General features: G+C 44.7%; 10 protein-coding genes. All 10 read left to right on the top strand.

Translation table 11 applies throughout. From position 1 onward, the window contains the following. Positions 1 to 16: 16 nt before the first annotated feature. The 10 genes from hisC (at position 17) to FHS16_RS21725 (ending at position 14,532) form a co-directional block, all read left to right on the top strand. On the top strand, positions 17 to 1,114 hold the full coding sequence (hisC, locus tag FHS16_RS21775; RefSeq protein WP_183567718.1) for a histidinol-phosphate transaminase: 1,098 nt from the start codon (positions 17 to 19) through the stop codon (positions 1,112 to 1,114). 4 nt (positions 1,115 to 1,118) lie between these two features. After that, complete coding sequence (locus FHS16_RS21770; protein ID WP_183567715.1) at positions 1,119 to 2,210, top strand: prephenate dehydrogenase; 1,092 nt, start codon at positions 1,119 to 1,121, stop codon at positions 2,208 to 2,210. A 424-nt stretch (positions 2,211 to 2,634) separates the two neighbouring features. Beyond that, positions 2,635 to 3,909 carry a chloramphenicol phosphotransferase CPT family protein gene (locus FHS16_RS31920; protein WP_246431896.1) on the top strand — a complete coding sequence of 425 codons (1,275 nt, stop codon included), beginning with the start codon at positions 2,635 to 2,637 and terminating at the stop codon, positions 3,907 to 3,909. Between the two features lie 892 nt (positions 3,910 to 4,801). Then, positions 4,802 to 6,574: a cache domain-containing sensor histidine kinase gene (locus tag FHS16_RS21755; protein ID WP_183567712.1), complete on the top strand. Its 1,773-nt coding sequence runs from the start codon at positions 4,802 to 4,804 to the stop codon at positions 6,572 to 6,574. Beyond that, positions 6,552 to 8,108: a response regulator gene (locus tag FHS16_RS21750; protein WP_183567709.1), complete on the top strand. Its 1,557-nt coding sequence runs from the start codon at positions 6,552 to 6,554 to the stop codon at positions 8,106 to 8,108. The genes FHS16_RS21755 and FHS16_RS21750 overlap by 23 nt, the downstream gene beginning before the upstream one ends. Before the next feature lie 137 nt (positions 8,109 to 8,245). Beyond that, positions 8,246 to 9,586, top strand: a complete 1,341-nt coding sequence (locus FHS16_RS21745; RefSeq protein WP_183567705.1) for an ABC transporter substrate-binding protein — start codon at positions 8,246 to 8,248, stop codon at positions 9,584 to 9,586. 165 nt (positions 9,587 to 9,751) lie between these two features. Then, entirely contained in the window at positions 9,752 to 10,630 is an 879-nt protein-coding gene (locus FHS16_RS21740) for a carbohydrate ABC transporter permease (RefSeq protein WP_376769695.1), read from the top strand. Positions 10,631 to 10,654: 24 nt separating this feature from the next. Next, entirely contained in the window at positions 10,655 to 11,488 is an 834-nt protein-coding gene (locus FHS16_RS21735; RefSeq protein ID WP_183567698.1) for a carbohydrate ABC transporter permease, read from the top strand. Positions 11,489 to 12,531: 1,043 nt separating this feature from the next. Then, positions 12,532 to 13,440 (top strand): helix-turn-helix domain-containing protein, encoded by a 909-nt coding sequence (locus tag FHS16_RS21730; protein WP_183567695.1) that lies wholly within the window; start codon positions 12,532 to 12,534, stop codon positions 13,438 to 13,440. A gap of 93 nt (positions 13,441 to 13,533) precedes the next feature. Then, complete coding sequence (locus tag FHS16_RS21725; RefSeq protein WP_183567692.1) at positions 13,534 to 14,532, top strand: phytanoyl-CoA dioxygenase family protein; 999 nt, start codon at positions 13,534 to 13,536, stop codon at positions 14,530 to 14,532. Positions 14,533 to 15,870: the final 1,338 nt, after the last annotated feature.

Raw genomic sequence — 15,870 nt, 5'->3', positions numbered from 1 at the left:
AAGAGGTGAACGGCTCATGCAGCCCAAAAGTAATATCGTCCACCTTCCCGTCTATCAACCAGGAAAGCCGGTTGAAGATGTCAAGAGGGAGCTTGGTTTAACAGAAGTAATAAAACTTGCGTCTAATGAGAATCCGTTTGGCTGCTCCGAGCAGGCGAAAGCAGCAGTGGTTGAGGAATTATCGAATTTCAATATATATCCAGACGGTGCAAGCGTGGAGCTAACAGCAGCACTGGCTAAAGAGCTGCAAGTAGAACCGAATCAAATTATTTTTGGAACAGGCTCCAGTGAAATTATACTTATGATTAACAGAGCGTTTATCTCCCCTGGAGATGAAACGATTATGGCGGATGAAACATTTCCGCAATACAAACATAACGCGGAGATTGAGAATGCTCGCATCGTAGAGGTTCCGCTTAAAGAGGGCAAGCATGATCTGCCTGCGATGGCAGCACAAATCAATGACCGTACCAAAATTATCTGGATCTGTAATCCGAATAATCCTACTGGAACGATCGTTACTCTGCAGGAGCTAACTGCATTCATGCAGCAGGTGCCTGCACATGTGTTAGTTGTGCTGGACGAAGCGTACGGAGAGTATATCGACGATCCGGAGTTTCCGGATGGTATTCAGCTGTTGAAAGAGCATCGCAATCTGATTGTACTGCGTACTTTCTCCAAAATTTATGGATTAGCTGCGCTGCGTATCGGATATGGCGTGGGACATCCCGATGTGATTCGTTTCACGAACCAAGTACGCGAGCCGTTTAACACTTCCCGTGCAGCACAAGCGGCGGCGAAAGCAGCTCTTGCGGACAAGTCATTTATTGCATATTGCCGCGATCAGAACAAACAGGGACTTACCTATTTATCGGAGCAATTCGACCGTTTGGGCTTGTCTTACTTCCCAGCATACGGAAATTTTATGATGGTAGATGTGAAACGTTCTTCTCCCGAGGTATTTGACGGATTGCTTCGCAGAGGCATTATTTCGAGACCGCGATGGACTTATTATCCGAATCATATTCGGATTACCGTAGGAACGCGTGAGCAGAATGAGAAATTCGTCGCAGCTTTAGAACAGGTTTTAGAAGAATCGGCGGTGCAGGGATAAAGTTATGACAACAGTTGCGATTTTTGGTGTAGGGCTGATCGGCGGTTCGATCGCCCTTTGTTTGAAAGGCAAACCAGGCATTACCGTAATCGGCCATTCGAACCGGCCTTCTCAGGTTGAGAAATACTTGCAGCGCGGCGTCGTCGATTATGCGACGACCTCGATGCAAGAGGCTGCAGAGCAGGCCGACTTTATTTTTGTATGCGTACCGGTTGGGAATTTAGAGGAATATATCGAGAAGCTTGCTGCTTTCCAGCTTAAACCGGGCTGTATCATTACGGATGCAGGCAGCACGAAAGCATCAGTTGCTGCATGTGCAAAGTCGCTTGATTTCGGGCAAGCTTACTTTATAGGCGGACACCCCATGGCTGGATCTGAGCGAACAGGGGTTGAGGCGGCATCCTCGCATCTTTATGAGAATGCTTTCTACGTGCTCACTCCCGACGAGGAGACGCCAGAGACAGTTGTGGAACGCCTCGTCGATCTGCTTTCGCACACGAAGGCGAATATCGTTCGCGTGAATGCTAAGGAGCATGATGAGATCGCTGGAGCAATCAGCCATTTGCCGCATATTATCGCAGTGTCGCTTGTCAATCAGATTCGCGGCTACAATGAGCAAAATGATCTATATGAATCGCTTGCTGCCGGCGGCTTCCGAGACATAACGAGAATTGCATCAGGAGATCCGACGCTATGGCGCGATATTCTTATTAATAATCGTCATGTTGTCCTTAAGCTGCTTCATGATTGGAGCAATGAGACGAATAAATTCGTGCAAATGCTCGAGAACGCCGATGGCGATGCCATAGCGGGAGCATTCGAAACAGCGGGCAACTTCCGCAGCAAGATGCCGGAACGCCGTAAAGGCATGATTCATTCCGCTTTTGACTGTTACGTGGACATTCCCGATCACCCAGGCATTATTGGTAAAATAACGAGCGAATTAGGAAATAGCCTCATTAACCTTAGCAATATCCATATTATCGAGAGCAGGGAAGATGTGCCGGGCATACTGAGGCTATCCTTCCGAAGCCAGGAATATTTGGACCAGGCCGTGATTCTGCTCACAGCGAAAGGCTATGACGTTCACCTGTAAAGGGTGAGCGTTTTTTTATATTCAAGCGCTTTCAAAATAATCGATATAAAAATGAAAGCGCTTATTGACAAAGTGGAAGCGTATACATATAATAAAGGTACAGTATGGTTTCTCTCCACTCCTATCCAAATCCTATAGTGCTCATCATGAGTACGGACCACCCTTATGGGTGGTTTTTTTTTGGTTATTAAATGATCTATCTGACAATGGCTGCGGCATAAGGATATATCTAGTTGAACCATAATATGAACGGACAGAATAGCACAACAAGATAAGATTATGATCTAATTCAATTTTACGCCTGATTATATTAAAATTACAGACTATTCCATTAGCCGTATAGTTGCTACAATCTCTATTGTAATTTCTAAATATGTAAATAACATTCACAGTATGAATGAAATCATTGCATGGAGGTAAACGCATGTCACAAGAAGATAAGCTCGGACAAATAGTCATTCTGAACGGCAATCCGCGGGCTGGGAAGTCAAGCATTGCTTCCGCGATTCAGAATATGTTTGAGGGTGTATGGATGAACGTTGGGGGCAGTCAGTTCAAGAAAATGACCCCGGAACACTACCAGCCCGGGATCTCGCTTCGGCCAGGTGGGGAACGCCCTGAACTTGAGCCTCTCATTGTGATCCTGTATGAAGCCATGTATGAAGCCATTGCTGCACACAGCCGTCTGGGACTGAATGTCGTGGTGGATGTCTGGCATCACGATGCTTATTCGATTCCGCGTGGGATTCTTCCGAGCTGTGCCCGGATCCTGAGTGGATTGCCTGTTTTGTTTGTGGGTGTACGATGCCCATTAGAGGTTGTCATGCAGCGGCGGATCGCTACCTGGAATTCCGGTTACGAAGAGGACGGCTCTGTGCCGAAGCCAGTGAGATTATGGCAGCAGGCTGTCCATATGCCAGGTATCTATGACCTGGAGGTTGACACCTCGGTGCTCAGTTCTGAAGAGTGTGCCGCCCTGGTCCGCCAGCGCCTTGAAGAGGAGCCGCCGCCCTCAGCTTTCCAGCGTCTTGAGGTTCAGAGCAGGAACTTCTATTCATTACAAAAAAGGGGGAAGCAAATGTTACAGGTAGATAAGCCCGGACAGATTATTATTTTAAACGGGACTCCGCGGTCTGGGAAGTCCAGTATTGCCACTGTGATTCAGAATACGTTCGAGGGTGTGTGGATGAACATGGGAGTCGACCGGTTCATGCAGATGACCCCTGAACGCTACCGGCCAGGGATTGGGCTTCGGCCAGGTGGGGAACGCCCCGACCTTGAGCCACTCATTGTGACCCTTTATCAAGCCATGTATGAGGCTATTGCTGCGCACAGCCGCCTGGGGCTGAATGTTGTAGTGGATGTCGGTCACCACGATGCTTATTCGATCTCACGGGGGATTCTTTCCAGTTGTGCTCGGATCCTGAGTGGACTTCCGGTTTTGTTTGTGGCTGTGCGATGCCCATTAGAGGTTGTTATGCAGCGGCGGATCGCTACCTGGAATTCTGGCTACGAAGAGGACGGATCTGTGCCAAAGCCGGTGAGATTGTGGCAGCAGGCTGTCCATATGCTTGGTATCTATGATCTGGAGGTTGACACCTCGGTGCTAAGTTCCGAAGAGTGTGCCGTCCTGATCCGCCAGTGCCTCGAAGAGGAGTCGCCGCCCTCAGCTTTCCAGAGTCTTGAGACTATGACGTAGATGGTGGAGTATACACTCTGAAATGACTCTGAGAGCGCAACAGTCGCATTATCTACGAGGTATGGCTGGGGTCAGATTACGTATAATATTAAGCCCGAACCCCCCGTTTTTATTCAATTATCGGATAACGATAGTTGAAAAACACACATGTATGAGCAGACGCTTCAGTGGCATGCTCATGTTATTAAGCTAACGGTTACGATAGTGGGGGTGCATGCTTTGGCAGCTCCTCTTTCTGCTTGTATAAATTGGAAATGTGTTTATGTTAAACAGAGTAATTTTTCATAATATAGGTCTTTTTTAACTGAAACTAAATTTCCAGTAGGCGCGTGCTTATGTTTTTTCGAAAGATTGTCATAGCGATTTCCATCTTTTTCATTGTATATCATCCGGTTGAATCAATTATTCGTGATAGACACAGTCACGGGTAAGCAGAGCTAAATTACAGGTCCTCCGGATGGATATGCTGATTGCAGTAGTCGCTACCGAAGGAGCTTCCCTTTCAAGCCGAACCCTGCAACGGTAACGGAAGCGAAGATCCACGTCCAAACGGCGTTGCAGGCCGATAAATGTATCGATGTTCTCAAGCGGTGCTTGCAGTTTGTTAAAGAAAAATAGGCTTTCTTGGAGAATATACAGGTGGCTTCGCTTGCTTGGCTCGTTTTCGGGTTAATTACTTGAAAACTTCTCCAAGTCAGGGTGAAGTCACTTTATTATGCTCAGAAAACCTTATGGTTCGGGGGCTTTGATTATTGCAAAATGCACCTTCATAAAAAAAGAGAAAGAGTAGAAGATAATATATTTTTTTAATATGAACTATTGTAAGCGCTATTATAGTTTGAGTAATATAGAGGTTCAGCTAACTAATGTTGAATATAAAGGAGGAACGTCCATGCGTTTCCGTCATTTTCATTCCATTGTAGTCCAACTCTTTTGGTTCTGCTTTATCGGAATGACGCTTCCCGTTCTGGTCATGGGTTTTTTGTCTTATCATAAATCGTCCTCTATCGTAGAGGAACAAGTCAGTAAGGTAGCCTCGCTTACTATTACACAGGTGAGTGACAAGCTGAACCTTTATTTCAAAAAGCTTGATGATTCGTCTATGATGCTGTTAAACAGTAAGGTCATCCACAATATTTTGAAGGAACAATCGAAAGAGAAGTTGTATGAAACCACGCTCAAGATTCAAGATGGACAAGACATCCTAACATCCATCATGATCAATTCGTCAGAAATCCTCGATATCTATATTTTCGATGTGAACCGCAACAATTCGGTATTAAGCTCGGACTCCTTGGTGTCTCTGGATCAATGGGATTCCGATTGGTATAAAGCGATATTGGAAGCAAACGGTAATAGCGTTTGGTTCGGACTCTCTCAAAACTCTTATTTAAAGAAAACGGAAATGGGGTTTCCTGTATTCGGCCTTGGCCGCGCCATACGAAGCTGGGAAACCGGCGATATTATCGGCGTGATGTTCTTTGAGATTATGGGCGAGATTCTGATCGATGAGCTTGACCGCGTTCAATTTGGGGATACGGGTTACATCTACGTCACCAATAACAAGAACCGTTATTTCTATCACCCGGATTCCAAGCAGTATGGAAAAGAGTCCATGCTCATCCTTCCTTCACAAGCGACGGAATATAACAAAGACAACAAAAGCACGCTGGTGATTCCTGAACGCCTGTATAACGGCTGGGATGTGGTTGGGGTTGTACCACTCGAGGAACTGACTGCCGATTCGGCCAGTATCCGGAAATTCACGATGTGGATTGCACTTTGCTGCATCCTTTCTGCAATGGGCATGGGGTATTTCGTTACCCGTAAAATCGGTAATCCGTTAGTTAATCTGAGCCGATTGATGCGTAAAGGCGAGAACGGCGACCTGAGCGTCCGGAGCAAGAGCGTCGGCCGGAACGAGATTGGGCAGCTGGGACGTAGCTTTAATAATATGATCAAACAGATCGATCTGTTAATCGCCCGAATCGCCAAGGAGGAATCGGAGAAAAAAAAGGCGGAGGTACGAGCGCTCCGCTATCAAATTAACCCTCACTTTCTTTATAATACGCTGAACTCGATTAGGTGGATGGCTAAATTGAATCGGACCAATGATGTAGATAACGCCGTCACTACGCTGGTTCAAATATTGGAAGGCAGTCTTGAACGGAATGGCGTTTTCATTTCGCTCGGGGAGGAGCTTGAACTGCTCCAGAAATATATGATCATTCAGGAATACCGCTATGATAACAAAATCAGTTTAAATATCCATTGCCTGGAGGAGCTCAAAAAAATACAAATTCCCCGAATGCTGCTACAGCCCATCGTCGAAAACGCCATTTTCCATGGAATCGCTCCAAAAGATGCAGATGGATCAATTGATATCGAAGTCGAACAAAACGGAAAAAATATCGTGGTCAAAATAACCGACGACGGTATCGGAATAGATGAGGGAAGGCTTCATCAACTGCAGATAAACGATAAAGAGCGCAGCAATAAAGGGATGACCAATATCGGGCTGAATCATGTTCATCAGACCATCCAGTTATATTACGGAAATACATACGGTCTCAGCATCTCAAGCATCAAAAACGAAGGGACACGGGTGCTTATTACGATTGCTGATTCAAAGGAGGGAACTTATGTACAGAGTGCTATTGGTTGATGACGAGAAGATAGCGCGAATCGGGCTTCGTACCACTTTTGATTGGGAGAGACACGGATTTATATTGGTTGGTGAAGCGTCAAACGGGCAAAACGCAATGAAATGGATTCAGAATCAAGAGATTGATATATTGATCACCGACATTGCTATGCCTGTGATGGATGGACTCGAGCTCACGCGCAAGACTAAAGAATTATGTCCTTGGGTCAAGGTGTTGCTGCTCAGCTGTCATAATGATTTCGAATATGTACGGGAAGGAATCCGGTTAGGGGCCAGCGATTACATCTTGAAGCCGACACTTAATTCGGATTCACTCATAACGGTTCTGAATCAAATGAAAAAAAAGCTTCAGGAAGAAAGCGAGAACAGACAAATTGTTCAGCAGTTTGAAGACCAACAGCTCGCTAATAAGCTGAAAATGCTGGAAAAGACATTCTGCAAGGCGCTATGCGGTGACTTGGCTGCTATCGAACGAATAAAGACAGAATGCCCGGAAGAAAGCTACCGTATTGCCGCTTTGGGGATCAACGTATTTGGTAAAACGGATGCTGAAAGGAATGATCTCCTAATGGAGATGGGAGAACCGCTCAAACAGGTACTTTATCAAGTATTTGGTTCCTTTGTGTCGGTCATGCTTCGTTCGGACTTGCTGTTGGCTGCTCTTCCTGTACACCCAAACCTGCATGTCATGTTTTATGAGCTAATCGAGCAGTTTTCGCAGCATACCCAGTCGCACCTATTGCAAGTATCCATAGGACTCAGCGTCGTTTATGAGAATTATCTAGACCTTCAGTATGCCTCCATGGAGGCGGAAAAAATGCTCGCAGTCGATTTTTTCCTCGGACCGTGTCGCTTAATTGCTGCTGAGGAGCAAAAGGATTCTATTTCGGCATCGTTCTATCCTTTTGCGGCAGCCTTACACGAACTCAAAGAGTCGTTAACGATGGGCTTTCATTCCAGATCAGAACAAATGATAATTGAAATCATGAAGCATTGGTTACCGCAATATCGATCGAAAGAGGAAGTGCTGCAGGAGGCAGAGGAATTGCTTAGCCTATTTGCCGTATTTAAAGACGCAGATTCTTCCATCATCCGGAAAATCCGGGAGCTCGGCAGGCTGGGTTATGTCACTGAAGTCATTCAACATGTAAAAGATGGCTACCAAACAATCGTGGGCGGTGAAGACTCTCCGCGGCCGGATAAAACATTGCACCAAAGGATCATAATGGAGGCCGCTGACTATATCAAGAGCCATTATAGGGAATCGATCTCCCTGCAGGAAGTGGCTGATGCGGTAAATGTAAGCAGGAATTATTTCAGCGAAATGTTCAAACGTGTGACAGGAGAGAACTTCATCGACCACCTGATCGCCTTGCGCGTAAAGAAAGCGAAGGAGCTGCTGCAGGGTTCATCGCTCAAGGTGTATGAGGTAGCCGAGCAGTCTGGTTTTAACGATGTAAAATATTTTAGCAAGCAGTTTAAAAAGATCGTAGGTGTATCTCCAGCCGAATTTCAAGGTCTGTTGCGAAAATAAAATAATGCTAATTGCGGAAAACAAGACACTCTTTCGGAACATAAACCGTTCAAACCCACTTTGACAATAAACTATAATAAAAGCGCTTACAAAATATTTTTGAATGAAAATTAGATATCTTGAGGGAGGAAAAGAGAATGAAAAAGCTCAAATGGTCTCTACTCATCATGATTATTGCTGTGTCTTCTTTGATTCAAGCCTGCGGAACGAGCAATGGTGGCAACAACGGGGTGTCTAATGGAGAAGAAGCCGGAACAAACAGTCCAAAAGAGGGAAAAGTAAAAATTAAGTGGGCTACATGGGGAAATCCGGGAGAATTAACAAGGTTTCAAGATTTTACAAACGATTTTAATAAGAAGCATCCTGAAATTGAAGCGGAGTTAATCCCGATCCCGGGGGAGTACGATCAAAAAATCTTAACGCAATTGAGTGGCGGAACGGCCCCAGACATTTTCTATGCCGGTGACGCTTTTATTGTTAAACTGATTGAAAACGGCAGCATAGAGGAACTCACACCATTAATGGATGATGCAAGAAGCGCGGTTAAGAAGGAGGATTTCTTTCCTGGCTTATGGGGAGCCGCTGAGCGCGACGGTAAAATATACGGGGCCACGGTAGACAATAATCCGATGGTGCTTTGGTATAACAAGAAGGTGTTAAAGGACGCAGGCATTACTGAAATGCCTGCCGATTTGCAGGAACAGGGTAAGTGGAGCTGGGATGCCTTTAAGGAAATGACCGATAAAATCCGCGAAAGCGGCAAATATGGTTACGTACTTGATAATTCATGGAACAGCACACACAGTTGGGTAACCTCTAACGGTGGAAAGGTTTATGACGATAACGGCAAATATATCGGCTACACGGATCCGAAAGCAGTCGAAGCATTCCGATTCTTATATGATAACATCCAGACTAAAAACATTACATTTGCCGGCACGCTTCCAAAAGGACAAGGCGGCGATGCGATGTTTATGTCCAATCAGGTTGGCTTTGTCGGCGCAGGGCGCTGGTATCTGCCGCTGTTCAAGAAAAACGAAGGACTCGAGTACGATATCGTCACCTGGCCGACAAATACCGGAAACAAAATCGAGCCTGCAGGTATCCCGACAGCCTATATGGTACTGAATAAGACAAGCAAGCATAAAGAGGCGGCTTACACCTTCTTGTCAGAATTCGTCAATAAGGAAGGTCAAATCTACCGTCTTCAAGGAGGCGGCAATGCCGTTCCTTCGGTATCGGGAGCAGATGAAGTAGTGCTTGAAGGGAACCTTCCCGAGCATGCGCAGTTTTTCCTGGATGCCCGTGAAATCGGCTATGCATTAACTCCGTTTGAAGCGAGTATTCCCGGTCTGAGTAATGACATCAACTCCCGTTTTGAGGCGCTTTGGCTGAAAAATGAGAATTTGGATACAGCAATGAAGGAAATCGAGAAATTGGCGAACAAGAAGATTGAGGAATACAAAGGAAAAAAATAAGCAAGCAGCAGTCCTTTCACAAGGGAATGGAAGGGGCTTCCGAACATTCGGAGATCCCTTCCTTCTTACTATAATAGAGGAAGGGTGGCGTACATGGATATGAAAACGGCCGTTAATAATGGGCCCTCTCCGTCAATAGACCAAACAGATACGAAACGTCATTTCATGAGGACGAAAACGGTGGACAGCCTTTGGGGATATTTTTTCATCTTTCCGCAATTGGTCGGTTTGGTTATCTTTTCGTTGATTCCGCTTATATTGGCTTTCGCCATCAGTCTAATGAGCTGGGACGGCTTCGGCGAACGGACCTTTGTTGGACTAGACAATTTCTTGGGGCAGTTTAAAGATCCCGATTTCAGGACCGCGCTTGTTAACACGCTGTATTATACCGTTCTCACCGTACCGACCGGCATCATTCTGGCGATGCTTGTTGCTATTGGCTTAAATAAAGTAAAAGGAAAGATCCTTTACCGGCTCATTTATTTTATGCCTAACATTACGATGTCCGTAGCTGTAGCAGTCGTTTTCATGTGGCTCTTTAACGCGGATTTCGGGTTGATTAATTTATACTTAAAAGATTGGTTCGGCATTGAAGGTCCCCGTTGGCTGACAGACACGCGGTTCGTAATGCCTTCCATTGCGCTGCTTAGCATATGGATGGGACTTGGAGGCAGTATGGTGCTTTTCCTTGCCGGATTACAGGGAATATCCGCGACATATTACGAAGCTGCACAAATTGACGGCGCCAGCAAATGGCAGCAGCTGCGGCATATTACAGTTCCTTTGTTGTCATCGACTACATTTTTTGTCACCATCATGTCCGTGATCGGATCTTTCCAGGTGTTTGATCAATCTTTTGTCATGACCTCGGGTGGACCGGCAAAAGCCAGTTATACACTTGTATACCACATTTATGACTCGGCATTTGTTGATTTTACCTTCGGTACAAGCACATCGGCCGCTGTTACGCTGTTTGCAATGATTTTGACTCTGACCTTGCTGCAGATGAAAATATCCAAACGTTGGGTTCATTACGAAGAATAAGGATGACCGGGAAGGAGAAAACTCATGAATTCGAAAAAGCTTCAACCCTCAACGATGGTGCTTCATGTCGTGCTGATCATTGGGGCCTGCGTCATGGGGCTGCCTTTCCTATGGATGATACTCAGCGCGCTAAAAGATTTGTCCCAAGTATTCGTTGTTCCGCCTAAATGGATTCCAGAACCGTTCGTATGGTCCAATTTCAAAACTTCGTTGACGGCCTTGCCTTTCGGGCGAGCTTACTTTAACAGCTTCTATATTAATGTTATCGTCGTATTCGCGCAGCTGATAACATGCTCGATGGCTGCATACGCTTTCGCCAAAATCCGGTTCCCATTCCGGGAACCGCTGTTCATATTGTTTCTGGCAACGATGATGGTGCCCGGACAAGTGACAATCATCCCGCTGTACTTGATGATGAAAAATTTCGGCTGGCTCGATACGCATCAGTCGATCATCGTGCCTGCTGCCTTATTAAATGCCTTTGGCGTTTTTCTGCTCCGCCAATTTTTTAGAGGCATCCCGAAGGAAATGGAAGAAGCAGCCATTGTGGATGGTGCCAATCGCTTTACGATCTACACGCGCATCATGCTTCCGCTTGTCAAGCCTGCGCTTTCAGCACTCGGCATATTCACGTTTCTGGGCATGTGGAACAATTTCTTTTATCCGCTTATCTTTCTCAACAGCCCGGAGCAATTTACGGTACCTATGATGCTGAATCTATACCGCGGCATGTATGCGACAGACTGGACGCTGATGATGGCTGGTGCTTCAATCGCTCTGCTCCCGGTATTGATCGTTTACATGATCGGACAGCGTTATATTATTGAAGGGGTAACACTGTCCGGCATAAAAGGATAAACCGATCAAAATAAAACGGGTTGAGACCTAAGTGACCTCCATCCGTTTCCTTATCGTACAACGATGCCCGCGAACCCTGCATTATATATTTATTTGTTATTAGCAGCTTTTACTTTTCGGATCTTTGGCATAACGCATCGAAATGTCCTTCCGGCTGATATCTTCAACTTCTTTTACGAATTGCCAAGGTTCTTGTCCGCTTATTATGCTTCACATTAGCATATAAGTTGCTTCAGCTTCATCGTGGCCATACAGGTTGTGGTATTCCGTATGCAGTTTCTTCTCTTCGTTATCTCCTACGTTGACAAACCTATAATTTTTAGTTTTTTATATATTGTTACACAACATATGTGGGCATCCGTTTCTTAGGAACGAAGATGTCCATTTTTTTGTGAAGATGAACTTGAGTTGAGGGAAGATATGGCTTCGTTTTTTCATACATACTGTCCGGAGGGGATCAGCAGCAAGTATCGACTGAATGTATGTGATGATTCGAAGGAGTCATTCATACCTCTGTCTGAATTTTTACCACGACCAGCTCAATAGGATCACTGAAAGTATCAGTTATATAACGTGTGAAAACCACAAGTGAAACTGGTAACAATATAATTGCAGGGTATGGTGCATCGATCCTGCGTATTGCAGCAAAACGAGAAATGAGCTCTAATATAGATTTGCCGCGTTACACTACTCCTTTTGAGATTAAACAAATTAACTCTCGTGCGCCGAGAGCGTTTTATGCAGCCTCGAAAGTATTTCTAAAAACTAGCTAACAAACACGCAGTTATCGCTTGGCCTTATACGACAGGTCACAGACAGGCCGTCAGTGAAATTGAAGTAATCATTGGTGCGCTAAATGGATTATTTTATTAATTAAGTATAGCTAATTTGTGAATGAACTGTCGACGAATCAAAATGCCGCTAATACTAGTAGGTATTTTTCTTTTTTTGCATTAGACTATTTATATGATATCTTCAAGCGAAGAGACTAATAAAATAATTCCTTTGACAGTACATATTGGATATAGAGGGAGTTGATGAATATGAGTGAACAAGAGCAAGAGACCTTTCACTTGCCCTTAGTCCATAACGCAGGAGATTTTGTCATTCAAGCTGGGTTTGTGCTCGGGCCCAGGCAAATTGACGATTTCGAATTAGTCTACTTTCCCGATGGTACCCAAACGGAATATGAGATAGGCGGAAGCCTATTTGTTCTTAATGAGCCATGCTTCATATTCACACGCCCGGGTGACTGGCATACCTACCGGTTCGCGCCGGAAAAAAACGTGCGGCATTTGTTTGTGCATTTTGATTATGCCTCACTGCGGAAAGCGGACGAACGATTCTTGGCCTTGCTCCGAGAAGGGCATATGTTCCTGGCAGTGCGCCATATGCTCGTAACTGGCTTAATGGAGAAAATACTTTGGATTGCGAATCACCAGCCTGCGTATTGGCGGAGAAGGATTGCCGTTTTGATTTCCGCCTCTCTAGAAGAACTATCGCCCTTTTCCTCACAATTTGCGGAAGGGGAAGCCATTCCCTTGCCTATTCCTGTTCAACACGCGATTAGCTATATGGAAGAGCATTTGACCGAACCCGTAAAAATTGAAGAAATCGCAGCGATATCGTGCTGGTCACATGAATATTTCACACGAATGTTTGTCGCTACCACGGGTATGCCCCCCAAACGGATGCTGCTCGAATTACGGTTTCGGCGTGCTGAGATATTGATGATGAGGGGCACCGGCACAGTGAAACAGATTGCCTATTCGGTAGGCTTCGGTGATGAACACCATTTCTCAAAAATGTATAAAAAAGTTCGTGGTATAACAGCATCGGATTACATAAAAAGGTGTCAGGATCCCTTATTTCGCCATACGGTATCCGTATTGGACCCGTACACGCCTTATCCATTAAATCGAAATATTTTGGTGAATTCCTTGGTCAAATAAACACATCATTTGCCGGTTTTAGACTATGGAGAGTGCTGCTTCATCACGCTAAAATTAGGGGGTAGGCATATAAATCGAGGGAGTGAACTGGTCATGGGGAAGTATTATGTACCTAAATCACGTGTGAGGGATAACCGCTATTTAGTAAGCGTGAAGGATTATTCCCACTATCACAGAGAAGGCTACTTAATTGTCAGAAACTTATTGTCAAAAGAAGACATCGACGAGCTATATGAATTAGCAGAGCAATCAAGGCTTAACAGCCTTCAGCTAGATAATCAGGCAGATCGTGATAGTAAGGACCCTCTCAAAGAAGAATTTGCAAAGGCGACACGAATTCATATGATGTCTCGTTTTAGCGGAGCAGCGGAGAGGGGCATGCTTAACCCTCGAATAGTCGATGTTACAGAGGCGCTGGTCGGGCCGGATGTATACGCTCTTCAGTCTATGCTTTTCTTAAATCCTCCTGGAAAAGGTGGTCAAGGTTGGCATCAGGATGCATGTTATATTAAGACGCATCCGGATACGTTAATCGGAGCGTGGATCGCCTTAGAGGAAGCAGATGAAGAAAATGGCTGCTTATGGGTTGTACCCGGTTCGAACCACGAGCCAATATATCCTCCTGATGGTGTTGGAGGAGGAAATGTGCACGCGGTGGATGCATTCGAGGATTTGAATGGTGTGCAGAATGTGAGCCATTTGGACGATAATGTGAATACGCTATCTAAGGTTGTCGCAAAATATCCTCCTGCCATACCCGTTCGGCTAAGTCCTGGAGATGTTTTATTTTTTCATTCGCATCTATTTCATCGCTCCTATCCGAATCGTACCCAGGATCGCTACCGTCGCTCATTCGTTTGCCATTATTGCAGTGCACGTTCTTGGGTACCATGGGACCATGACGGATTCGAAGGTCATTCAGGGAATTACCGTCAAATACTCGTCCGCGGAAACACAAACCTCCCTTATGCTGAGCCAGCATTTGGAACTGAGGTTTATTTGGCAGATGGAGAAGAAGAATCGAGCAGCGTTACAATGATGGGGATGGATAATGGTATGATGATGCCAATTGGAACGGAAAAAGGCGAATAAGCAGTATTGATATTTGGATTGTATACTGCTAGAGAGTTCTCTACTTTCTTTGATGTAAAAGATTCTGCACAATTATTCTATTCAGTGAAAGTTTTTGTTCTGTATCAGATTGACCGTGAATTGACCGATTTTGTTAGCTTGGCGGTTCCAACCATATTGAAATTAATAAAATACAGTTGCCTCAAGCGGGTTCATAGCTTGGGACGACTGCTCTGTGTAAACATCTTTACATAACAAACTTTTCTGCCTATTGGGCATTAAAGAAGCATATTGCTTTCATTATATAAATTCCAACAGCCCAATTCGACTGTTCGTAACAGCAGCTTACGCAATTATGGAGATGATGGCATCGCTATGTGGACGAGTAAAGTCAATGGCGTGTCAGCGGTTGTCACAACACACCATTGAGATAACTGGCGTGCAGCAGCCATTGCATTCTTTGGAGGAGGAGGACACAAGCCAACAAATAATGTTATCAGCGACACGGTAGGCGGTACCGATATCAGAATGAATACCATGTTCTCTGGTTACCCGCTTTCAGAACAATGCCGGCATTCTCTTACCGGATACGATTATTAGTAGGGGCATGAGTAACATCAATGGTACTGGGCTTGAGGGAATATTAACCTCACGATTCACATTGCCACATAAAGGAGCAGCTATTTACACATATACGGCAAGGGGGAATGCAACGTTTAACAATCTGACAACGAGAATATCGCTTATCCTAACGTGAATTACATTTAACATGGCTTTGGATTAATCATTCAATAAAAATGGCATTTGAAGGGACAACAAGAAGCAGGTTTATTACCATCATAAGTTAATCAGAAATGGATAGTGCAGCGGATAGGAAATTGAATTGTCCATTCCAAATACTCTTTATGCAGCACTCCAGTAGTGTTGCTTTAGACCGTGCACATAGCATTTTATAAAAAATTCGAATAATTAAAATTGTTGTGCGATGCTCAGGTTTCAGAAAGCTTAACTAGGTTAATCTGATGAACCTCAAAGGGGTGTTTTTTTTGAAAAGAAGTGATAAAGGTTTATATCGTATTCAGAGGAAAAGCTACAGTTTAAGACTAGGACTCTCCACTCCTATCTATACTTTTGCACTCTTTTTGAGTGCGAGCCACCCTTCTAGGTGGCTTTTTTTTTGCTCTTAAAGTGACTTAACAGCTAGAGCCTATGATATTTGGTTCAATAAACCGGCTAATGTTCATACATCTGAACACGATCAATTTGACCTTGCCTTAATAAAGTAGACAGCAAGAAAGCCTCATTACAAACGTTAGTCTAATCATTAAACCGCCTCAAAACGCTGTAATGGCGAGATGT

The organism is Paenibacillus endophyticus (genome assembly GCF_014192395.1).
Taxonomy (GTDB): Bacteria; Bacillota; Bacilli; order Paenibacillales; family Paenibacillaceae; genus Pristimantibacillus; species Pristimantibacillus endophyticus.
The sequence above is the reverse complement of the archived record's forward strand: the minus strand, read 5'-3'. Positions and strand labels throughout refer to the sequence as shown.

What these genes read in the sequence shown, in the direction of transcription:
- hisC (WP_183567718.1), top strand. Translation starts at nt 17, where the DNA reads ATGCAGCCCAAAAGTAATATCGTCCACCTTCCCGTCTATCAACCAGGA.
- FHS16_RS21770 (WP_183567715.1), top strand. Translation starts at nt 1,119, where the DNA reads ATGACAACAGTTGCGATTTTTGGTGTAGGGCTGATCGGCGGTTCGATC.
- FHS16_RS31920 (WP_246431896.1), top strand. Translation starts at nt 2,635, where the DNA reads ATGTCACAAGAAGATAAGCTCGGACAAATAGTCATTCTGAACGGCAAT.
- FHS16_RS21755 (WP_183567712.1), top strand. Translation starts at nt 4,802, where the DNA reads ATGCGTTTCCGTCATTTTCATTCCATTGTAGTCCAACTCTTTTGGTTC.
- FHS16_RS21750 (WP_183567709.1), top strand. Translation starts at nt 6,552, where the DNA reads ATGTACAGAGTGCTATTGGTTGATGACGAGAAGATAGCGCGAATCGGG.
- FHS16_RS21745 (WP_183567705.1), top strand. Translation starts at nt 8,246, where the DNA reads ATGAAAAAGCTCAAATGGTCTCTACTCATCATGATTATTGCTGTGTCT.
- FHS16_RS21740 (WP_376769695.1), top strand. Translation starts at nt 9,752, where the DNA reads ATGAGGACGAAAACGGTGGACAGCCTTTGGGGATATTTTTTCATCTTT.
- FHS16_RS21735 (WP_183567698.1), top strand. Translation starts at nt 10,655, where the DNA reads ATGAATTCGAAAAAGCTTCAACCCTCAACGATGGTGCTTCATGTCGTG.
- FHS16_RS21730 (WP_183567695.1), top strand. Translation starts at nt 12,532, where the DNA reads ATGAGTGAACAAGAGCAAGAGACCTTTCACTTGCCCTTAGTCCATAAC.
- FHS16_RS21725 (WP_183567692.1), top strand. Translation starts at nt 13,534, where the DNA reads ATGGGGAAGTATTATGTACCTAAATCACGTGTGAGGGATAACCGCTAT.